Origin of the sequence: Pseudomonas frederiksbergensis (assembly GCF_017114915.1) — a bacterium.
Lineage (GTDB): Bacteria > Pseudomonadota > Gammaproteobacteria > Pseudomonadales > Pseudomonadaceae > Aquipseudomonas > Aquipseudomonas frederiksbergensis_I.
This window is the reverse complement of the sequence record NZ_JAAUOE010000001.1, coordinates 15,165-36,709: the sequence shown is the minus strand read 5'-3', so window position 1 is coordinate 36,709 and position 21,545 is coordinate 15,165. Positions and strand designations below refer to the sequence as shown.

19 protein-coding genes and 1 pseudogene are annotated in these 21,545 nt (G+C 59.5%); 14 read left to right on the top strand and 6 right to left on the bottom strand.

What is annotated here, in order from left to right; genetic code table 11:
* Positions 1–147: 147 nt before the first annotated feature.
* From HCU66_RS00250 to HCU66_RS00235, 4 genes are read left to right on the top strand one after another with little or no spacing between them, the layout of a single operon-like run.
* Positions 148–1,074 (top strand): DUF72 domain-containing protein, encoded by a 927-nt coding sequence (locus tag HCU66_RS00250; protein ID WP_205886484.1) that lies wholly within the window; start codon positions 148–150, stop codon positions 1,072–1,074.
* Entirely contained in the window at positions 1,071–1,868 is a 798-nt protein-coding gene (locus HCU66_RS00245; RefSeq protein WP_205886483.1) for an endonuclease/exonuclease/phosphatase family protein, read from the top strand. Before HCU66_RS00250 ends, HCU66_RS00245 begins: the two co-directional genes overlap by 4 nt.
* Positions 1,865–3,151 carry a cardiolipin synthase ClsB gene (gene clsB, locus HCU66_RS00240; protein WP_205886482.1) on the top strand — a complete coding sequence of 429 codons (1,287 nt, stop codon included), beginning with the start codon at positions 1,865–1,867 and terminating at the stop codon, positions 3,149–3,151. Before HCU66_RS00245 ends, clsB begins: the two co-directional genes overlap by 4 nt.
* Positions 3,148–4,137: a lysylphosphatidylglycerol synthase domain-containing protein gene (locus tag HCU66_RS00235; protein WP_205886481.1), complete on the top strand. Its 990-nt coding sequence runs from the start codon at positions 3,148–3,150 to the stop codon at positions 4,135–4,137. The genes clsB and HCU66_RS00235 overlap by 4 nt, the downstream gene beginning before the upstream one ends.
* 12 nt (positions 4,138–4,149) lie before the next feature.
* On the opposite strand, the pseudogene HCU66_RS00230 reads toward HCU66_RS00235, so the two are convergent.
* The 3 genes and pseudogenes from HCU66_RS00230 to HCU66_RS00220 form a co-directional block, all read right to left on the bottom strand.
* Positions 4,150–4,909 (bottom strand): annotated as a pseudogene (locus HCU66_RS00230) (alpha/beta hydrolase family protein).
* Complete coding sequence (locus tag HCU66_RS00225; RefSeq protein ID WP_205886480.1) at positions 4,899–6,008, bottom strand: DUF3182 family protein; 1,110 nt, start codon at positions 6,006–6,008, stop codon at positions 4,899–4,901. Before HCU66_RS00225 ends, HCU66_RS00230 begins: the two are co-directional and overlap by 11 nt.
* A gap of 194 nt (positions 6,009–6,202) precedes the next feature.
* On the bottom strand, positions 6,203–7,201 hold the full coding sequence (locus HCU66_RS00220) for a GlxA family transcriptional regulator (RefSeq protein WP_205886479.1): 999 nt from the start codon (positions 7,199–7,201) through the stop codon (positions 6,203–6,205).
* Between the two features lie 100 nt (positions 7,202–7,301).
* Between HCU66_RS00220 and HCU66_RS00215 the strand changes: the two genes are divergently transcribed.
* The 9 genes from HCU66_RS00215 (at position 7,302) to HCU66_RS00175 (ending at position 15,901) form a co-directional block, all read left to right on the top strand.
* Positions 7,302–7,850: a cysteine hydrolase family protein gene (locus HCU66_RS00215; RefSeq protein WP_205886478.1), complete on the top strand. Its 549-nt coding sequence runs from the start codon at positions 7,302–7,304 to the stop codon at positions 7,848–7,850.
* A 247-nt stretch (positions 7,851–8,097) separates the two neighbouring features.
* Complete coding sequence (locus tag HCU66_RS00210; protein ID WP_205886477.1) at positions 8,098–8,679, top strand: YjfI family protein; 582 nt, start codon at positions 8,098–8,100, stop codon at positions 8,677–8,679.
* A gap of 24 nt (positions 8,680–8,703) precedes the next feature.
* Positions 8,704–9,402 (top strand): PspA/IM30 family protein, encoded by a 699-nt coding sequence (locus HCU66_RS00205; RefSeq protein ID WP_205886476.1) that lies wholly within the window; start codon positions 8,704–8,706, stop codon positions 9,400–9,402.
* Positions 9,403–9,535: 133 nt separating this feature from the next.
* Positions 9,536–10,570 carry a potassium channel family protein gene (locus HCU66_RS00200; RefSeq protein WP_205886475.1) on the top strand — a complete coding sequence of 345 codons (1,035 nt, stop codon included), beginning with the start codon at positions 9,536–9,538 and terminating at the stop codon, positions 10,568–10,570.
* Positions 10,557–11,231, top strand: a complete 675-nt coding sequence (locus HCU66_RS00195; protein WP_205886474.1) for a DUF2491 family protein — start codon at positions 10,557–10,559, stop codon at positions 11,229–11,231. Before HCU66_RS00200 ends, HCU66_RS00195 begins: the two co-directional genes overlap by 14 nt.
* 15 nt (positions 11,232–11,246) lie before the next feature.
* On the top strand, positions 11,247–11,675 hold the full coding sequence (locus tag HCU66_RS00190) for a DUF350 domain-containing protein (protein WP_205886473.1): 429 nt from the start codon (positions 11,247–11,249) through the stop codon (positions 11,673–11,675).
* A 19-nt stretch (positions 11,676–11,694) separates the two neighbouring features.
* Positions 11,695–12,420 carry a DUF1190 domain-containing protein gene (locus HCU66_RS00185; protein WP_205886472.1) on the top strand — a complete coding sequence of 242 codons (726 nt, stop codon included), beginning with the start codon at positions 11,695–11,697 and terminating at the stop codon, positions 12,418–12,420.
* A gap of 12 nt (positions 12,421–12,432) precedes the next feature.
* Entirely contained in the window at positions 12,433–13,590 is a 1,158-nt protein-coding gene (locus tag HCU66_RS00180) for a glutathionylspermidine synthase family protein (protein ID WP_205886471.1), read from the top strand.
* Between the two features lie 106 nt (positions 13,591–13,696).
* The gene (locus HCU66_RS00175) at positions 13,697–15,901 is read left to right on the top strand and encodes an OsmC domain/YcaO domain-containing protein (RefSeq protein ID WP_205886470.1); all 2,205 of its coding nucleotides are present in this window, start codon (positions 13,697–13,699) and stop codon (positions 15,899–15,901) included.
* Positions 15,902–15,967: 66 nt separating this feature from the next.
* On the opposite strand, the gene HCU66_RS00170 is transcribed toward HCU66_RS00175, so the two are convergent.
* Both HCU66_RS00170 and HCU66_RS00165 read right to left on the bottom strand, forming a co-directional pair.
* The gene (locus tag HCU66_RS00170; RefSeq protein WP_205886469.1) at positions 15,968–16,483 is read right to left on the bottom strand and encodes a single-stranded DNA-binding protein; all 516 of its coding nucleotides are present in this window, start codon (positions 16,481–16,483) and stop codon (positions 15,968–15,970) included.
* A 9-nt stretch (positions 16,484–16,492) separates the two neighbouring features.
* Positions 16,493–17,890, bottom strand: a complete 1,398-nt coding sequence (locus HCU66_RS00165) for an MFS transporter (RefSeq protein ID WP_205886468.1) — start codon at positions 17,888–17,890, stop codon at positions 16,493–16,495.
* A gap of 180 nt (positions 17,891–18,070) precedes the next feature.
* Between HCU66_RS00165 and uvrA the strand changes: the two genes are divergently transcribed.
* The gene (uvrA, locus tag HCU66_RS00160; protein WP_205886467.1) at positions 18,071–20,905 is read left to right on the top strand and encodes an excinuclease ABC subunit UvrA; all 2,835 of its coding nucleotides are present in this window, start codon (positions 18,071–18,073) and stop codon (positions 20,903–20,905) included.
* A 60-nt stretch (positions 20,906–20,965) separates the two neighbouring features.
* Here uvrA and bfr read toward each other — a convergent pair whose 3' ends face one another.
* Positions 20,966–21,430, bottom strand: a complete 465-nt coding sequence (gene bfr / locus HCU66_RS00155) for a bacterioferritin (RefSeq protein ID WP_019581411.1) — start codon at positions 21,428–21,430, stop codon at positions 20,966–20,968.
* Positions 21,431–21,545: the final 115 nt, after the last annotated feature.

Sequence of the window (21,545 nt, the reverse complement as noted above, 5' to 3'; positions counted from 1 at the left end):
GTGGGAACGATCAAATGCCTGACACAGCACCGGCCAATGTGGGTCGGTGGTGTTTTTGTCGAGTTTTACCATCCGTAGCCCCGTCGAAACTTTCCCGCTCGCCCCGCAGTCATCAAAAGACAGGGTTGTCCGAGGATGGGAGGCGACATGGCGGCGATTCATATTGGAATTTCAGGCTGGCGCTACACGCCCTGGCGGGGGGATTTCTACCCGAAGGGGCTGACCCACAAACGCGAATTGCAATTCGCGTCACGGGCGGTCAACAGCATCGAAATCAATGGATCGTTCTATGCCCTGCAACGGCCCGAACGTTACGCCCAGTGGTACGCCGAAACCCCGGCGGGCTTCGTGTTCAGCGTCAAGGCGCCGCGTTTTATCACCCATATCAAGCGCTTGCGGGACATCCACAAACCCCTGGCGAATTTCTTCGCCTCCGGGGTGCTGGAGCTCAAGGAAAAACTCGGCCCGATCCTTTGGCAGTTTCCGCCCAGCTTCAAATTCGACCCGGAGCTGTTCGAAAGCTTTCTCGAACAACTGCCCCACGACACTGAGCAGGCCGCCGCCCTCGCCCGTCAGCACGAACCGCGTCTGAACGGTCACGCCAGCCTGAAGGCCTACGGCAAAAAACCAATACGCCATGCCGTGGAAATCCGCCACGAGAGCTTCGTCGATCCCGCCTTTGTCCGCCTGCTCAAACGCTACAACACCGCGCTGGTGATTGCCGACACCGCCGGCAAATGGCCGTATCGCGAAGACCTCACCAGTGATTTCGTCTACCTGCGTCTGCACGGCGCCGAAGAACTCTACGCCAGCGGTTACACCCCGCAAGCGCTGAAACGCTGGGGCGAGCGGATCGACGCCTGGCATCACGGCCAGCAGCCGGCGGACCCGCAACTGATCGCGCCCCGGCAAAAGCCCAAGGCACGCAAATCCCGGGAAGTGTTCTGCTATTTCGATAACGACATCAAAGTCCGTGCGCCCTTCGATGCCCGCCGCCTGCTTGAGCGTTTCCATCTCGACAAAGACCTTGTCACCGCCCTCGGCGAGCCGGCTGCCGAAGGAGTATTGCCATGAGCATTCCCGATCCGCTCGGCACGACAGATGAACAGCAACCCATCATCAGCACCGTGAGCCGTTTCACCGTGCTGACGGTCAACACCCACAAGGGTTTTACCGCGCTCAACCGGCGCTTCATCCTGCCCGAGTTACGCGAAGCGGTGCGCAGTGTGTCCGCCGATGTGGTGTTTTTGCAGGAGGTTCACGGCACCCACGAGCATCATCCCCGGCGCTACAACAACTGGCCGGCGATGCCCCAGTACGAATTCCTCGCCGATACCCTGTGGCCGCAATTCGCCTACGGACGCAACGCGGTCTACCCGGCGGGCGATCACGGCAATGCGCTGTTGTCGAAATTCCAGATCATCCGCCACGACAACCTCGACGTTTCCATCAGCGGCCATGAAAACCGTGGAATCCTGCACTGCGTGTTGCGCATGCCCGGCGACGGCCGGGAAGTGCATGCCATTTGCGTCCATCTGGGGCTGCGCGAAAGCCACCGGATGGCACAACTCAAGCTGCTGACCCAACGTCTGGAAGCGTTGCCGCAGGATGCCCCAGCGGTCGTCGCCGGCGACTTCAACGACTGGCGCCAGCGCGCCGATGCACTGCTCAAGCCCTGCGGTTTGCGTGAGGTGTTCGCCGAGCGGCATGGCAAACCGGCGCGCAGTTTCCCGGCGCGTTGGCCGGCGTTACGCCTGGACCGTATCTACGTGCGCAACCTCAAGGCCAGCCATCCTCAAGTGCTGGCCGCACGGCCCTGGTCACACCTTTCCGACCATGCCCCGCTATCGGTGGAGATCGAGCTATGAACAGTCCATCGATGGAAAAAGCCACGGTCGAACAGGTTTCCTCACCGCCCCCGGCGCGCGAGCCTGCGGTGACTGACGTCGAATACGGCTGGCACGGGAACAACCGGGTCGAATTGCTGGAAAACGGCGAGGCGTACTTTCCAAGGGTGTTCGAAGCGCTGCGCCAGGCCCAGAGTGAAATCCTGCTGGAAACCTTCATTGTTTTCGAAGACAAGGTCGGCAACGAACTTCAACAGATCCTGATTCAAGCTGCGCAACGTGGCGTACGTATTACCGTCAGCCTCGACGGCTTTGGCTGTGGCGAACTGAGTACCGAGTTCCTCGCGGCCCTGAGCAGTGCTGGTGTGCGCCTGCAAATATTCGACCCCGCCCCGCGTCACTTTGGCATCCGCACCAACTGGTTCCGCCGTCTGCACCGCAAGATTGTGGTGGTCGACGGCACGATTGCGTTCCTCGGCGGCATCAATTTTTCCGCCGACCATTTGGCCGACTTCGGCCCCGAGGCCAAACAGGATTACTCGGTTGAAGTGCAAGGCCCGGCGGTGGCCGACATTCATCACTACGCCCTACGGCAAAGCGGTCGCCCGGCCCGGGCCAAGTACTGGTGGCAACGCCGTCGGCAACGGCGCGCGGAACTGGCGGTCAACGATCACGATGGTCAGGTGCGGCTGGTGTATCGCGACAACGCAGAACACCAGAGCGATATCGAAGAAGCGTATTTGCAGGTACTGCGCAGTGCCCGGCGGCGCGTGGTGATCGCCAACGCCTACTTCTTTCCCGGCTATCGGTTGCTGCGCGAGATCCGCAATGCGGCGCGCCGAGGGGTCGAGGTGCGCCTGATTCTTCAGGGGCAGCCGGATTTGCGGGTGGCCAGACTCGCCGCGCGCATGACCTACGACTACCTGCTGCGGGCCGGGGTGGTGATCTACGAATATTGCGACCGCCCGCTGCATGGCAAAGTTGCCCTGGTTGACGAAGACTGGAGCACCGTCGGCTCAAGCAATCTCGACCCGCTGAGCCTGTCGCTGAACCTGGAGGCCAACGTGTTGATCCGCGACCGCGCCTTCAACCGTGACCTGTTCGAGCGTCTCGACGAGTTGAGCAGCCACCACTGCAAGGTCATGTCAGCGGACACGGCCCCTCGCGGACGCGTCTGGGACATGACCATCGGCTTTCTGGTGTTTCACTTCCTGCGGCATTTCCCGGCGTGGGCCGGCTGGCTACCCGCGCACAAAGCGCGTCTGAAACCTTTCACCCATCCGACCGGGAGCGCCAAGGCATGAGCCATTCCGATGCGCAGCCTGCCCCGCACTCCGACACGCCGGGCAAACACCACTGGCGCCGCTGGAAAAGACCGCTGACGATGCTGTTTTTCCTGGCGTTGATCGTGCTGTTCACGATGCTCGCCCAGCGCATCGAATGGGGTGAAGTGTTCGATACCCTGGCCGATTTCAAGGTGCGCACGCTGATCATCGCGTCAGGAGTGACCCTGGCGAGTTTTCTGGTCTACGCCTGTTTTGACCTGATCGGGCGCACCTACATCCGGCAAAACCTGTCCTGGCGGCAGATCCTCCCGGTGGGGATCATCAGCTATGCCTTCAATCTCAACCTGAGCGCCTGGGTCGGTGGCGTCGCCATGCGTTATCGGCTGTATTCGCGGCTCGGCGTGAGCAAAGGCAACATCGCGAAAATCCTCGGGCTGAGCCTGGCGACCAACTGGTTCGGCTACATGGTCATTGCCGGCGCGGTGTTCAGCAGCGGCCTGGTGCGAATGCCGCCGGGCTGGAAACTGAGCAGCGACGCGCTGCAAGGCGTGGGCGTGTTGTTGCTGCTGTTGAGCGCGGGGTACCTGGCGGCCTGTCGGTTTTCCAGGCGCCGGGAATGGTCGATTCGCGGCGTGGAAATCGACCTGCCGTCGCTGCGCATGGCGATCCTGCAACTGGCCCTTGGTGCGCTGAACTGGTCACTGATGGCGGCGGTGATCTTCACGTTGCTGCCGAGCAAACTGGACTATCCGCTGGTGCTGGGTGTGTTGCTGATCAGCGCCATTGCCGGGGTCCTCACCCACATTCCGGCCGGGCTCGGTGTGTTGGAGGCGGTGTTCGTGGCGCTGCTGCAACACCAGGTTTCCCGGGGAAGCCTGGTGGCGGGGTTGATTGCTTATCGGGCGATCTATTTCATCCTGCCGCTGTTGATAACCGTAGTCATGTATCTGGTGGTGGAAGCCAGGGCCAAGTCGTTGCGGATCTCGAAAAAACCTCGGGATTAAAATGCGATCTTTCTACGATGACTGAATAAGACTCAACCGCTCGCCCACCACCATCTCGGTGACCCAGCCCACGAGGATCGAGGTGTACGCCTGTTGCGAGACCGGGTCGCTCAAGGCGTGATCGGCACCGTCGATGATCCGGTGGGTCAGCGAGTGGGTCTGCTGACACGCGGCGCGGTAACTCATGATGGTCGCGTGGGGGTACATAGGCGTCGGTTTCGGACTCGACCAGCAACACATCCCCGGTAAATTGCGAACAGGCATGCAGTGCGCGATTGCTGTCGGCGCGGACCCGCGTATTGCGGTAATCGCGTAGATCGACCTTGTCCAGTTCACGCTTGGGCGTGTGCCACAAATCGTCGCGATACAGCGCCGGCACCCGCAAGGCCAGCCAACGCACCGGGCGCAACGTCGTCAGAATCGCCGCCAGATAACCGCCATAACTGGTGCCGACCACCGCGATCGCGGACGTGTCGAGCGCCGGGTGGGCGAGCAAGCGGTCGTAGGCCGCCAGCAGGTCGCGCAGGTTGTCTTCGCGGGTGACCCGGGACAACGGAATACCGGTCCCGCCGGTGTGGCCGCGCAAGTCGAACGTCAGGCACACACAACCCAACCCGGCGATGCCTTTGGCGCGCTCCAGGTCGCGTTCCTGACTACCGCCCCAACCGTGGACGAAAAGCACACCCGGGACTTTCGATTTGGGGCTGAGAAAGGTCCCGCTCATCTGTTCATCGTCGATGTCGATCTGAATGGTTTCGCTTCTAGCCGTCATAGGTGTTGACCGTTACGTACTTGAGAAGAAAGTCACTGTGTTGCGCCGGACCACGGTAGATCTCGATGGCGTTCTCCGGCAGCGGTTGATCGCTATAGGTTTCGACCGACGACACGCGAATCGCGCGCAGTCCGGGGTCGTTGACGAAGCTTTGCAGCGCCGCGACTTCGGCACTGCTGGCACCGCCCAGACGCCAGGACTGTTCGAGCACGCCGCTGCGTTGTTGGCCGTTGCAGTCCAGCCCCTGGGCAATATCGTAGTTGCGCCGCGAGGCGTAGAAACCGGGGTAGGCTTCATCCGCCGCGCTGTCGAACACCTGCGCCTGCTGGATCGCCAGCCTCACGTCATCCGGCAGCGCCAGCGCCAGCAGGTCCTCGTAATAACCCTGCACCACCAACAGATTGGACCCTCCATAAACCTGCTCGCCCTCCCCGTCTTCGGTCAAGTATTGATCACCGCAATAACTCAACACTTTGTCGCCGATGAAGCTTTGGCCGACGCTATGGGTGATCACCTCGGTCAAGTCCTGCTCCAGTACTACGCCTTCGGTGAACAGTGTTTTGGCATCGGGGCGAGCGAGGACAGCGTCGAACTGGTCGAGGCTTTTGATCACCTCCTGACCGCGCCCGGCGCAGGCATGAATCGGCTTGACGCGGATCGGGCCGCTGTAGAGCAGGTGCTCCGCTGCCGGGCGCGCATCGTCCAGGGAGAACACGCTGAGGCCATCGAGCACGACACTGCGTACCCGTTCGGAAAACAACGGCGCCCAGCCTTCGGGCGCGAACGCATAGCGGTTCAACAGCCCATGACTGATGGCTTTGGTGCAGATGAATGCGTGGTCGACGTAACCGCCCCACAAATCCTCCGGTCCTTTGACGCCCAGCTGCCGGGCGGCAGCGGCGCCCACCAGCGTCTGGGTCGGCAACAGATAAAGGTCGCGGCCGCTATGCAGTTGCGGATCGAAACTGCCGCCGTATTCAAGCCCGACGATCCGCGCCAGCCAACGGGCCAGCGCGCGATTGGTTTCGACTTCGTGCAGCGGGGCATCGGGTCGCACCGAATGGGCGAGTACCAGTTTCTTGCGGTTTGTTGGGGTCATGCGTTCCCCTTCAATCTGCGCTTGATAAATGTAGCTGGAGGCGTGCAGGGATCAGGCCAACGATGACCGGAGAGAAATGGTTTTCAAATCAGCTGGTTGCGAAATGCATGATGGCACCAGGCCTGTTTTATTCTGCACGACCTCCGGCATTTTGCACGATTCAAACCTGTCACCTGCTCCATGTGGAATAGAGCTTATGAACGAGCCACGCCTGCGTTTGGCGTCCCCCCAAACCGTGCCCGATAGTCACTCGGCGCCAACCCGGTAATCTTTTTGAATGTCGCGCGAAACGCACTCGGGTCTTGATAGCCCACGGTCCAGGCAATGTGATCGATGGTGCTATTGGTGAACTCGAGCATCTCCCGCGCCTTGCCGACGCGCAGGTGCTGGCAGTACTCGGTGGGTTTCAACCCGGTCGCCGCGCGGAATCGTCGCAGGAAGGTGCGTTCTTCCAGCCCCGCCCGTTCGGCCATCGCCGCCAGCGAAACATCGACCGCCCCAGTGCTTTGCAGCCAATGCTGAACCTTGAGAATCGACCCATCGCCGTGGCTGAGAATCGGCGAAAAGTTACTGCCGCACTCGCTCGCACTGTCGCTGTGTTCCAACACCAGAAACCGTGCCGTGCCAGTGGCGATACTCGGCCCCAGCAAACGGTCCACCAGCCGTAACCCCAGCGCTGACCAGGCCATCAGCCCGGCGGTGGTGATCAGGTCACCGTCGTCGACGATGGGCGTGTCGGCCTTGAGCCTGATCGCCGGGTAACGCTCGGCGAAGGTCTTGGCCGAGGTCCAGTGAGTAGTGGCGCTACGGCCGTCGAGCAAGCCGCTTTCGGCCAACAGAATAGACCCCACGCAAACCCCGCCGAGGGTCGCGCCGTTGGCGTGTTGCTGACGAATCCAGCGAATCAGGCCCTGGGGCGCCTGCCCCTCGGAAAAACCGGCGATCGACGGCGGGATCAACACCGCGACCAGCGCGCCGACCGGGCCAGGATGACTGTCGTAGACCCGCTCTGGCATTTGATCGCCGTCGACCTGCCAGTGACTGACCCGCAGCAACGGCAGCTGTGCCGCCTGATGCTCGGCAGCGATCCGGTTGGCCACGCCGAACAGATCCGTCAACCCATGCACTGCCGCCATCTGCGCACCGGGATAGATCAACACCCCCAGTTCGGCGACTGCCCTTTCCACGCCCATTGTCAGTTTTCCCCCTTCTATTGTCGGTGCGGCCAATCCTCGAACAGAGGGCCAGCGCCAATACTGCATTCCACACCAACACACACTCAAGGAAACAGTCATGGCCAAGCAAGCACTCATCGTAGTCGACATCCAGAACGATTACTTCCCCCAGGGCAAGTGGCCGCTGGTGGGCGCCGACGCCGCAGCGGACAACGCCGCACGGTTGATTCAGGCGTTTCGCGAAGCCGGTGATCCGGTGGTGCACATCCGTCACGAATTCACCTCCGATGCCGCACCGTTCTTCACTCCGGGCTCCGACGGCGCGAAGCTGCACCCCAAAGTCCTCAACCGCGCCGACGAACCGGTAGTGCTCAAACATTTCGTCAACTCGTTCCGTGAAACAGAGCTGGAGTCGATCCTCGACCAGCAAGGCATCGAACATCTGGTGATCGTCGGCAGCATGAGCCACATGTGCATCGACGGCATCACTCGCGCTGCGGCCGATCTGGGCTATACCGTCACTGTCGTCCACGATGCCTGCGCCACCCTTGACCTGGAGTTCAATGGTCTGACGGTTCCCGCAGCTCATGTGCACGCCGCCTTCATGTCGGCGTTGGGTTTTGCTTATGCAAGCGTGGTGTCTGCCGACGACTTTCTGGCTGGTTAAGGTGAGGAACTGTGGGAACGGGCTTGCCCGCCCCCACAGGTCGACAGTCGAAAAAATCTCACGCGTGAGCTATTGAGGGCTGCAAAAATTGCCTGTAGTGTTATCACGCGTGAGCTTTTTTCACTACGAGGTCAGTGCCATGCAAAGCAGCTCGCCATCAGATCCGCCTGCCGGGTCTGTTACCGATTCAGCGAGCCGCAAGGGAGAGCGCTCGAAACCCTCCGCGAAAAAACCATCCAGCTTCTACATGAAGCAGATGCGCGCGGGCCTGGGTGCCGCCGGTTATGTGAAACACGAGACTTGGGTGCTTCCCGAAAATCGAAGCCTGCTCAAGCAGATGGAGAAACAGCTACGCCAACCGATTCTGGCTGGCTCATTCATGTCGGAGAATTACATGAGCGCAGGTAATAACTGGAACATCGATCGCCTCTACAGCGCCCTTCAGGCCCTCGACGAAGTGGTTGCGAACGAAATCACCCTCTCCCTCGTTCAAGGCGCCGAGTCCAGCATCAAGCTGGAAATGAACGACTTCGGTGGCTTGCCGATTTACATCGCAGTGGTTGGCGATCAGATCATCGTCGATACCGTGCTGGTCGATGTCGAGTCGATCAACGACGTACCGGCCTTCAACGATGCCGTTCTGCGCAGCCGGGAAATGTTCCCGCTGTCCTCGATCGGTATCGAGTCCATGCCTAACGGGCAGATCGTTTACAACATGTTCGGCGCACTGAGCGCAGACTCCAGCCTGACCAACGTCGTGACCGAGGTCAAAACCCTCGTCGACAACGTCCAGCGCGCCAGCGAAGCCTTCGAACGTTTCTTCATTTAATTTCTCGGGAACAGGAAATATCCAATGACTCAGTCCATCTGGAGCAAATTGTTCACCGCGCTGCGTGGCGGTGCCAATGAAGTCGGCGAATCGATCGTCGACCAACAGGCCCTGCGCATCCTCGACCAGGAAATTCGCGATGCTGACAGCGCGCTGGCCAACGCCAAGCGTGAGCTGGTCACCATCATGGCCAAGCACAAACTGTCGACTGACCGCGTCAACGAATACAACGCCAAGATCAAGGACCTGGAATCCAAGGCCCTGGCCGCGATCCAGGCCAACCGCGAAGACCTGGCACTGGAAGTGGCCGAAGCCATTTCGACCCTGACCAATGAACTGGATGTCGAGCAAAAGCAGGCCACCGAATTCGGCGGTTATGCTGACAACATGCGCAAAGACATCACCAAAGCCGAAAACCGCATCAAAAGCCTGCGCCAGCAAGTGGACATGGCCAAGGCCCGTGAAAGCGTGCAGAAAGCTCAGGTCAGCGCTTCGATCGCCAGTGGCGGCGCCAACGGCAAGCTGGAAACCGCCGTCGGTACGCTGAATCGTTTGCAGGCCAAGCAGCAGCAACGCGCCGCTGAACTGCAAGCCCAGGACGAACTGACCGACGCGTCGACCGGCACCGACCTGGAGCGCAAGCTGCGCGAAGCCGGCATCACGCCGAACGAAGGCAGCGCCAATGCGATCCTGGAACGCCTGAAGAAAAAATCGGCTGAGTAACCTGGTCACCGTGCAGAAGGAAGGGCATTTATTGTCCTGATGCCAGTCAGTCAAGCGCATCGAACCTGTGGCGAGGGCGCTTGCTCCCTCGCCACAGTCGCCAGGAACGAGCCCCCACGGAGTCAGGGATGTCATGTCGATTTTCCTTTTGTTGCGCACATACGTCTCGTCGTTCTTCCATCGCTTCGGCTGGGCAGGCCTGGCCATTGCGTTGGGCGTACATCTGACCACAGCCTGGCTGGGCCTGGTGCTTCTGGGCGAACAACACCTCATCGCCCCCGCCACGTTTACCTACTTCTATCTCACCACTACGCTCACCGTCGGCTACGGCGATCTTGCGCCACAGACAGCAGCCGGACGAATTTTCGTGGCGACCTGGGTCATGCTCGGCGGCATTGCGCTGCTGACGGCAGCCATCGGCAAAACCACCAGCAGCGTCATCGATGTATGGAGAAAAGGCATGAAGGGCAAAGGCGATTTCACCGACCAGGTCGGCCACACAGTTCTCATCGGCTGGGAAGGCGCGTCCAGCGAGCGGGTCATTGAGTTGTTGCTGCAGGACGAAACGTCCAATGACAACCTGATCGTCATTTGCGATTGCGACCTCGACGAAAACCCCATGCCGGGTAAAGCGTCCTTTATCAAAGGCGAAAGCCTGTCCTCCAGTGCATTGTTACTGCGCGCCGGCGTTCCCGGCGCCGAGCGCGTCCTGGTGCGAACCCATTCAGACGATCTGACCCTGGCCACTGTGCTGGCGGTCAATCAACTGGGCCCTGCCGGGCATGTGGTCGCCCACTTCAATGAAAGTGAAATCGCGGCGCTCGCCAGCGCCTACGCACCCAGCCTGGAATGCACCTCAAGCATGGCCATCGAGATGCTGGTGCGCGCCTCTCAGGATCCGGGCTCGTCAGCGGTCATTAATGAATTGCTGTGCGTGGGTCAAGGCGCCACCCAATACCTGATGAAGCTGCCCGAGACCTTCGAAGCAACCTTCGGCGATCTGTACGCTCAGATGAAAGAACAGCACAACGCGACCCTTATCGGCTACCGCGCCAAAGGCGCCCGACAACCTTCGATCAACCCGCCCGGCGCCACTCGCGTCAAGGGCGGCGAACTCTTCTACATCGCTTCCACGCGCCTCAAGGAAATCTCCAATGGGATGGTTTAAACAGTTGATGGGGCTTGAGGCCCCGAAAGCGAATACGGAATCGAAGTGGACAGCCAACGAAACCCTGCCCGTCATCGGTCCGCTGGGCCTGGCAATGGGCAAGGGCGTGATGTTCGATACAACCCTGAAGTTGTTGCTCGACGAAAAAACCGCTGTGGTCATCCCGGGCTCTCAGCAAATATGGAGCGTCGGCACCATTGATCTCGGGCAGTCGACCTGGCTGTCGCGTTATTACATGAACGACGAAGACCACTGGCTGCAAGTGCACACCACTGGCGACATCGCCGGGCAAGTCGAGTCGGTAATCCTGTTCAACTACCTCAGCTACATCACCATCAACAGTGAAACTGAGCTGCGTCGGCTGGCCGGCCCTCAAAGCCTGATCGGCCTGCCGACCTACACCCACAACGGTGTCGAATACACCCGCGAGTGGGGCACCGAAGACGGTCAGACGGAACTGGTGGCGTTGAGCGAACACCTGAAAAATCCGGATGAGTCCTACAGTATCGAGCACCGTTCGATGCTGTACGCCCGCGAAACCGGCCTGACCGATCGCCGGGAATTCCTGCTGTTTTCCGTTGAAGAAGACGCCGAAGGCACCATCAGTTTGAGCACTTCGCTGGGCATTTCGCTGTACACCACTGACCTGAACACTTTTTAAAAAAGGAAGAAGTCCATGCTTGAAGCGCTCTCCATCTCCCTGAACAAAGCCGCCGTGCTCGGGTTTGTCTTGTACATCCTCGGCGCCGCCGTGCTGTTCGCGCTGTTCCAGTTCATCTACACCCGAATCACACCGCACCGGGAGTTCGAACTGATCCGTTCGGGCAACGTTGCCGCCGCAATCGCGCTGGGGGGCGCCATCATCGGTTTCGCCATTCCGGCCAGTAATGTGATTGCCTACTCGATCAGCATTCTGGATTTCGTTGTCTGGGCAGTGATCGCCGCGTTCGTTCAACTGCTGGCGTTTCTGGTGACCAGCCTGGTGCTCAAAGGCGCCTCTGAGCGCATCAAGCAAGGCGAAATCGCAGCGGGCATCTATATCGCGGCAGTGGCCATCAGCGTCGGCATGTTGAACGCCGCGTGCATGACCCCTTCCCAGAACTGATTGCGCCACGGAGATTGCGATGAAACGAAGCAAGTACGTTCAGCTCTCGCTGGCAGCGTCGGTCGCCATGGCGATATCAGGCTGCGGGCAGGCGGAAAAAACCTACCCGGTGCAGAAGAAGTACAATTTCCAGTCCGTTCAGCAATGCGCCGATGAAAAGCTCCCGGTGGACGTCTGCTCTGACGCCTACATGACCGCCATGGCCCAGCATCGCCGCATCGCGCCGGTGTACGACAACCAGGCCGATTGCGATGCCGACTTTGTCGCCGACTGGTGCCAGCAGGATTCCGCCGGCAAGTTCATCCCCAAGCTGGGTGGTTTCGAACTGACCGCCGATGGCGAGGTCACGCAATCCCAGGTGGACGCCGCCAAGGCACAATTGCCCGCCTCGGAAGCGAACACTGGCGGTTCGGGCTTTTCCACCGGCAGCCTGCTGACCGGACTGCTGATCGGCAACATGCTGAGCAGTAACCGCAACAGCTATTACTCCGAACCGGTCTACCGCTACCGCGATGATCGCGGCAACTACGCCTCCTCAACGCTTAACCAGCGGATATCGAAGGGCTCAACCTTTACCAAGTCCAATCAGGTGAGGTACGGCACCAGCAGCTACGCCGATTCAATCCGTTCCGCCAGCAAGCCGATGTCCGTGGACTCATCCACCTCCCGTGGCGGCTTCGGCAGCAAAGCCAGTGCCCGCAGCGGTTGGGGCGGTTCGAGCAGCGCTGGCCGATCGAGCAGTTAAGGAACGAGCGCCATGAAGAAAATCCTCTGCGCAGAACGTCATGACTGGAAACAGACCGCCGAAAGCCTCGGCTTTCTGTTCCATACCATCGACGATGAGCCCTATTGGGACGAGAGCGCGTACTACCAGTTCACGCTCAAGCAGATCGAGAACGATCTCGAAGACCCGACCACCGAGGTTCATGAGATGTGCATGGACCTGGTGGCCCGCGTGGTGCAGAGCGAGGAGTTGCTGGATCGCCTGAGCATTCCCGCGCCGTTCTACGACATGGTTCGCACATCATGGCTCGAAGGCCACCCGCACCTGTATGGGCGCATGGACTTCTCCTACAACGGCACCGGGCCCGCCAAGCTGCTGGAACTCAATTACGACACGCCGACCAGCCTGTATGAGGCCGCGGCGTTTCAGTGGGGCTGGCTGGAGCAGTGCATCGAACGCGGCTTGCTGCCCAGGCAGGCCGACCAGTTCAACAGCATCGACACCAAGCTGCATCAGACCTTTGCCCAACTGCAGCTCAAACAGCCCTTCTATTTCGCTTCGATGAAAGACTCGGTCGAAGACAAGGGCACCACCGATTACCTGCGCCTGGTCGCGGAAAAAGTCGGCATCGAATCTCGGCACATTGATATCGAGGACATTGGCCTCACCCGTGACGGACGTTTCGTCGACCTCGAAGATCGCTGGATCCCTCACCTGTTCAAGCTGCATGCCTGGGAGTTCATCTTCCACGAACCCTTCGGCGCTGCGATTGCCCAGAGCGATACACAATTTTTCGAGCCGGCCTGGAAATCGATCATCTCCAACAAGGGTATCCTGCCGTTGTTGTGGGAGTTCAACAAAGGTCACCCGAACCTGCTCGCGGCGCACCTGGATGCCGACCCGGGCAAAGCCGTGCCCAAGGGTTGGGTGCGCAAGCCATTTTTCTCACGGGAAGGCGCCAACATTGAGCTGCAAACCGCTGAAGGTCTGATCGTAAAAGAGGACGGCCCCTACACCGATGCGCCGTTCATCCTTCAGGAGTTTGCCCCGCTGCCGAAGTTTGGCGACAGCTACACGCTGATCGGCTCCTGGGTAATCGGGGATCAGGCGGCGGGGATCGGCGTGCGGGAAGACAATAGTCTGATCACCAAGGATTCGAGCCGGTTCTTGCCACACCTGATACTCGATTGACCCATCCATCGCCGATGCGGACATATATCAAGACACCCACAAGACTTACGGCTGAAATGCCGGATAATGGCGGCCATTCGTTTAGCCGTTATTCTGGTAATCCCCCATGGAAATCAAGGTCAACTTTCTCGACAACCTTCGACTTGAAGCCAAGTTCGATGACTTCACGGTGGTGGCCGATCAACCTATCCGCTACAAGGGCGATGGCTCGGCACCGGGTCCGTTCGACTACTTCCTGGCTTCGTCGGCGCTGTGTGCAGCGTATTTTGTGAAGTTGTACTGCAACACGCGCAATATCCCCACGGATAACATCCGCCTGTCGCAGAACAATATTGTTGACCCGGAAAACCGCTACAACCAGATTTTCAAGATCCAGGTCGAGTTGCCGGCGGACCTCTCCGACAAGGACCGCCAGGGCATCCTGCGTTCCATCGACCGTTGCACCGTGAAAAAAGTGGTGCAAGCCGGGCCTGAGTTTGTGATCGAAGAAGTGGACAACCTCGATGCCGATGCCCAGGCTTTGCTGATGCCTGCTTCCCACTCAGAGGCGAGCACCTATATCGCCGGCAAGGATCTGCCGCTGGAGCAAACCATCGCCAATATGTCGGCCATTCTGGCGGACCTGGGCATGAAGATTGAAATCGCCTCGTGGCGCAATATCGTGCCCAATGTGTGGTCGCTGCATATCCGCGATGCGCACTCGCCGATGTGCTTTACCAACGGCAAGGGTGCGACCAAGGAAGGCGCGCTGGCGTCGGCGCTGGGCGAGTTTATCGAGCGACTCAACTGCAACTTCTTCTACAACGACCAGTTCTGGGGCGAACACATCGCCAACGCAGCGTTTGTGCATTACCCGGACGAACGCTGGTTCAAGCCTGGCCGCAAAGATGCACTGCCGGCCGAAATTCTCGACGAGTACTGCCTGAAGATTTACAACCGCGACGGCGAGCTGCGTGGTTCCCATCTGATCGACACCAACTCGGGCAATGAAGAGCGCGGCATCTGCTCGCTGCCGTACGTGCGCCAGTCGGACGGCGAAGTGGTGTATTTCCCGTCCAACCTGATTGAAAACCTTTTCCTGAGCAACGGCATGAGTGCCGGTAACACGCTGGCCGAAGCCCAGGTGCAATGCCTGTCGGAAATCTTCGAGCGCGCGGTAAAACGCGAAATCATCGAAGGTGAATTTGCCCTGCCGGATGTGCCGGCTCACGTGCTGGCGAAGTACCCCGGGATACTGGCCGGTATTCAGGCGCTGGAAGAACAGGGGTTCCCCGTGTTGGTGAAGGATGCGTCCCTGGGGGGTGAATTCCCGGTGATGTGCGTCACGTTGATGAACCCGCGTACCGGCGGTGTGTTCGCCTCGTTCGGCGCGCATCCGAGCCTGGAAGTGGCGCTGGAACGCAGCCTGACCGAATTGTTGCAGGGCCGCAGCTTCGAAGGTCTCAACGACCTGCCCCTGCCGACTTTTGAAGGCCATGCGGTGACCGAGCCCAATAACTTCGTCGAGCACTTTATCGACTCCAGCGGCGTGGTGTCGTGGCGCTTCTTCAGCGCCAAGTCGGATTATGAGTTCGTGGAGTGGGACTTCTCCGGCCAGGGTGAAAACTCGAATGCCGAGGAAGCCGCAACCTTGTTCGGCATTCTCGAAGGCATGGGCAAGGAAGTGTACATGGCAGTCTACGAGCATATCGGCGCAACGGCCTGCCGCATCCTGGTGCCGGACTATTCGGAAATTTATCCGGTAGACGATCTGATCTGGGATAACACCAACAAAGCGCTGTTTTTCCGTGCCGATATCCTGAACCTGCATCGCCTGGACGAGGACGAACTGCAATCGCTGGTTGAGCGTCTGGTGGAAAGTGAGCTGGATGACTACACCGACATCACCACCTTGATCGGCATCGAATTTGACGACAATACGGCCTGGGGTCAGTTAACGATCCTGGAGTTGAAGCTGCTGATCTATCTCGCCTTGCAGCAATTTGAAGAGGCGAAAGAGGCGGTGGAAATGTTCCTGCAGTACAACGACAACACCGTTGAACGTGGCTTGTTCTATCAGGCCGTGAACGTGGTGCTGGAGATGAAACTGGACGAAGACCTGGAACTGGAGGATTACGAGGCCAATTTCCGCCGGATGTTTGGCAACGAGCGAATGGATGCAGCGATCGGATCAGTGGACGGCAGCGTGCGCTTCCATGGCTTGACGCCGACCAGCATGAAACTGGAGGGGCTCGATAGACACCTGCGCCTGATCGACAGCTACAAAAAACTGCACATGGCGCGGGCCAGCATGACTACTTTATCCCGTTAACAGCGCCCACAAAAAAGCGAAGCCAGATGGCTTCGCTTTTTTTATTACTGACTGGATAGCTGCTTCTTAGAACGGAATATCGTCATCAAAGCTGTCGAAATCCGGAGCCGGTTGCGGTGCGGCCTGCGGTGGAGCCGGACGCGACTGTTGCGGCGCCGACTGCTGCGGGCGCGGAGCCTGTTGGCGTGGAGCAGATTGCTGGTAGTTATTGCCCCCGCCTTGTTGATCGCCCTGTTGTGGACGGCCGCCCAGCAGTTGCATGGTGCCTTGCATGTCGACCACGATTTCAGTGGTGTAACGCTTGATACCGTCTTTTTCCCACTCGCGGGTCTGCAGCTTGCCTTCGATGTAGACCTGCGAACCTTTACGCAGGTATTCGCCGGCGATTTCCGCAACCTTGCCGAACATCGACACACGGTGCCATTCGGTCTTCTCGACCTTCTGACCAGTTTGCTTGTCGGTCCACTGTTCGCTGGTCGCCAGACTCAGGTTGGTCACGGCGTTACCGTTAGGCAAGTAGCGAACTTCGGGATCCTGGCCGCAAGTGCCGACCAATATGACTTTGTTAACCCCACGGGCCATAACGTTCTCCTAGGCTACGCACGCTGCCTCGGCCGGGTTGTTCACCAGGCGCTCAAGGGTTGTGCGATCCAATAGTTCGGTGTCCAATTTGATGTAAATCGCCGCTTCATCAGCAACGATCACTGCATCTGTTACCCCTACGACGGCCTTCAGGCGCTCAACCAGACCCGCTTCGCGGATCGCTTCGGGCGACAACGGCAAGCGCAGGCTCGTGACGTAAGGTGGTTCGCCCATGGTAACAGCAAAGGCCAGCCAAAGTGCAGCCAGCCCGGCACATCCCAGGAACACAACCGACAAACCGCCGTGCTGGAACAGCCAGCCGCCGAGGATCCCGCCCAGTGCCGAACCGAGGAACTGACTGGTGGAATAAACCCCCATCGCCGTGCCTTTGCCGCCTGCCGGTGAAACCTTACTGATCAGCGATGGCAAGGAGGCTTCCAGCAGATTGAATGCGGTGAAGAACACCACCGTGCCGATTACCAGAGCCCGCAAGCTGTCGCCGAACTGCCAGAAGAATAGCTCAGTGAGCATTAGCGTCACGACGGAGCCGAGTAAAACTCGTTTCATTTTGCGTCGCTTCTCGCCGTAGATAATGAACGGGATCATGGCGAAGAAGGAAATCAGCAGCGCGGTCAGGTACACCCACCAATGCTGCTCTTTGGGCAAACCGGCTTTTTCGACCAGGGCCAGGGGCAATGCCACGAAGCTCGACATCAACATCGCGTGCAACACAAAAATGCCCAGGTCCAGGCGCAGCAGGTCCGGGTGCTTGAGCGTCGGTATCAGCGCCTGACGCGCGACGCCGGACTCGCGGTGCTGCAACGGCCCGGTGGCGCGCGGCACCATGAACATCACGATGACGATACCGACCAGCGCCATACCGCCGGTGGCGAAGAACAACCCGGACAGGCCGAAGGCACGGGTCAGCAACGGTCCCGCAACCATGGCGACCGCGAACGACAGACCGATCGTCATGCCGATCATGGCCATGGCTTTGGTCCGATGCTGCTCCCGGGTCAGGTCCGACAGCAACGCCATGACCGCCGCGGAAATCGCCCCGGCGCCCTGCAGGATGCGTCCGGCAATGACGCCCCAGATCGAATCGGCATTGGCCGCCAGCACGCTCCCCAGGGCAAAGACAATCAGCCCCAGGTAAATCACCGGACGTCGACCGATGCGGTCGGAAATGAAGCCGAAAGGAATCTGAAAGATCGCCTGGGTCAGGCCGTAAGCGCCAATCGCCAACCCGATGAGGGCCGGGGTCGCGCCTGCCAGGTCCATCCCATAGGTCGCCAGTACCGGCAACACCATGAACATGCCAAGCATACGGAAGGCGAACACCAGGGCCAGACCGCTTGCTGCGCGCGTCTCACTGCCACTCATGCGTTCGCTGTGGGGATCGTGCATGGAAAAACCTCATGTGAACCGGCGGCGATTCTACCAGTCCCATCGATTGACGGGGTACATCGCGACGCTTTGACGCGCAGCTTTCATGTATGGCTGCGACGCCCTCATTCGATAGTGTGCATCCATCCAGTATTTGGCCGTATACTCCTACGTTTTCGACGCCCGCCGAGCGAGGCCACTTTGGACAAGATCCTGATTCGTGGGGCCCGAACCCACAACCTGAAGAACATCGACCTGACCCTGCCACGGGACAAACTGATCGTTATCACCGGCCTGTCCGGATCCGGCAAGTCGTCCCTGGCCTTCGACACGCTGTACGCCGAAGGCCAGCGCCGATATGTCGAATCGCTGTCGGCCTACGCCCGGCAGTTCCTGTCGATGATGGAAAAACCTGACGTCGACACCATCGAAGGTCTGTCGCCAGCGATTTCCATCGAACAGAAGTCGACCTCGCACAACCCGCGCTCGACGGTCGGCACCATCACCGAAATCTACGACTACCTGCGCCTGCTTTACGCTCGCGTCGGTATTCCTCGCTGCCCGGACCACGATATTCCGCTGGAAGCCCAGACCGTCAGCCAGATGGTCGACCTGGTGCTGGCGCAACCGGAGGGCAGCAAATTGATGCTGCTGGCGCCAGTGATTCGTGAGCGTAAGGGCGAGCATCTCTCGGTGTTCGAAGAACTGCGCGCCCAGGGTTTCGTGCGGGCACGGGTCAACGGCAAGCTCTGCGAGCTGGACGAGTTGCCCAAGCTGGATAAACAGAAGAAGCACTCGATCGATGTCGTGGTCGACCGCTTCAAGGTCCGCGCCGACCTGCAGCAGCGCCTGGCCGAATCGTTCGAGACCGCGCTGAAACTGGCGGACGGTATTGCGCTGGTGGCGCCAATGGACGACGAGCCCGGCGAAGAAATCATCTTCTCCGCGCGTTTTGCCTGTCCGATCTGCGGCCACGCCATCAGCGAGCTGGAACCCAAGCTGTTTTCCTTCAACAACCCGGCCGGCGCCTGCCCGACTTGTGACGGCCTGGGGGTTAAACAGTTCTTCGACACCAAACGCTTGGTGAACAGTGAATTGACCCTGGCCGAAGGCGCGATCCGCGGCTGGGACAGGCGCAACGTCTATTACTTCCAGATGCTTGGCTCACTGGCCGCCCATTACAAGTTCAGCCTCGAAGTGCCGTTCAACGAACTGCCGGTCGATCAGCAGAAATTCATCCTGCATGGCAGCGGCTCGCAGAATGTCGACTTCAAGTACTTGAACGACCGTGGCGATATCGTCAAACGCTCGCACCCGTTCGAAGGCATCGTGCCGAACCTGGAACGCCGCTACCGCGAAACCGAATCGGCTTCGGTCCGGGAAGAACTGGCCAAGTTCCTCAGCACCCAGCCCTGCCCGGATTGCCGTGGCACCCGTCTGCGTCGCGAGGCGCGACATGTGTGGGTTGGCGAGAAGACCTTGCCGGCGGTGACCAACTTGCCAATCGGTGATGCCTGCGAATACTTCGGCGTGCTGAAACTGACCGGCCGCCGTGGCGAAATTGCCGACAAGATCCTCAAGGAAATCCGCGAACGCCTGCAATTCCTGGTCAACGTCGGTCTCGACTACCTGTCGCTGGATCGCAGTGCCGACACACTGTCCGGCGGTGAAGCCCAGCGTATCCGTCTGGCCAGTCAGATTGGCGCCGGCCTGGTAGGGGTTCTGTACATCCTCGATGAACCGTCGATTGGCCTGCACCAACGGGACAACGACCGGTTATTGGGCACCCTCAAGCACCTGCGCGATATCGGCAACACGGTGATCGTCGTCGAGCACGATGAAGACGCGATTCGTCTGGCCGACTATGTGGTGGATATCGGCCCGGGCGCGGGTGTTCATGGCGGGCATATCGTCGCCGAAGGTTCGCCGGCCGAGGTCATGGCGCACCCCGATTCGCTGACCGGCAAGTATTTGTCGGGCCGAGTGAAGATCGAAGTTCCAGCCAAACGCACGCCGCGCAACAAGAAGCTGGCGTTGTCTCTCAAGGGCGCTCGCGGCAACAATTTGCGCAACGTCGATCTGGAGATTCCGATCGGTCTGCTGACCTGCGTGACCGGCGTGTCCGGTTCAGGCAAATCGACGCTGATCAACAACACGCTGTTCCCGTTGAGCGCTACCGCACTCAATGGCGCAACAACTCTGGAAGCGGCGGCTCACGACAGCATCAAAGGCCTTGAGCACCTGGATAAAGTCGTCGATATCGATCAGAGCCCGATCGGTCGCACGCCGCGCTCCAACCCGGCGACCTATACCGGGCTGTTCACGCCGATTCGCGAGTTGTTCGCCGGCGTGCCGGAATCCCGCTCCCGCGGTTACGGGCCGGGGCGTTTCTCCTTCAACGTGAAGGGCGGACGCTGCGAGGCCTGTCAGGGTGATGGCCTGATCAAGGTGGAAATGCACTTCCTGCCGGACATTTATGTCCCGTGCGATGTCTGCAAGAGCAAGCGCTACAACCGTGAGACACTGGAGATCAAGTACAAGGGCAAGAGCATCCACGAGACCCTCGAGATGACCATCGAGGAAGCGCGGGTGTTCTTCGACGCGGTTCCAGCCTTGGCCCGCAAGCTTCAGACGTTGATGGACGTAGGCCTTTCCTACATCAAACTGGGACAATCGGCGACGACGCTGTCGGGCGGTGAAGCCCAACGGGTGAAACTGTCTCGCGAGCTGTCCAAACGCGATACCGGCAAGACACTGTATATCCTCGACGAACCCACCACCGGTCTGCACTTCGCCGATATCCAGCAACTGCTCGACGTGCTGCATCGTCTGCGCGACCACGGCAATACCGTGGTGGTGATCGAGCACAACCTGGACGTGATCAAGACTGCCGACTGGTTGGTGGACCTGGGCCCGGAAGGTGGTTCCAAAGGTGGGCAGATCATTGCCGTCGGTACACCGGAGGAAGTATCCGAGATGAAGCAGTCTCATACTGGCTTCTATCTCAAACCGCTGTTGGCTCGCGACAAGGCCTGAATCGGGCCCATGAAAAAGCCCCTGTCACTTTGTCGGTGACAGGGGCCTTTTTATGAAAGATCAGAACTGCGATTGCAGGTAATTCTCCAGACCGATCAACTTGATCAAACCCAGCTGCTTCTCCAGCCAGTAGGTGTGATCTTCTTCAGTGTCGTTCAGCTGAATGCGCAGGATCTCGCGAGTGACGTAATCCTTGTGCAGCTCGCAAAGCTCGATACCCTTGCATAGGGCAGCGCGGACTTTGTATTCCAGTCGCAGGTCAGCGGCGAGCATGTCCGGCACAGTGGTGCCGACATCAAGATCATCCGGACGCATACGTGGCGTACCTTCGAGCATCAGGATCCGCCGCATCAGCGCGTCAGCGTGTTGCGCCTCCTCTTCCATCTCGTGGTTGATACGTTCGTAGAGCTCGGTGAACCCCCAGTCCTCGTACATCCGCGAATGGATGAAATATTGATCACGGGCGGCCAGTTCGCCTGTCAGCAATGTGTTGAGGTAATCGATTACGTCTGGGTGACCTTGCATCGCCCTACATCTCCCTGCTTGAAAGTCTGTAGTTTGAACCAACCTGACCGGAAGGTCACTCGCCCGACGCGATAAAAGCGAAGATATTCTGAGAAAATCGGTTTAAATAACGCAA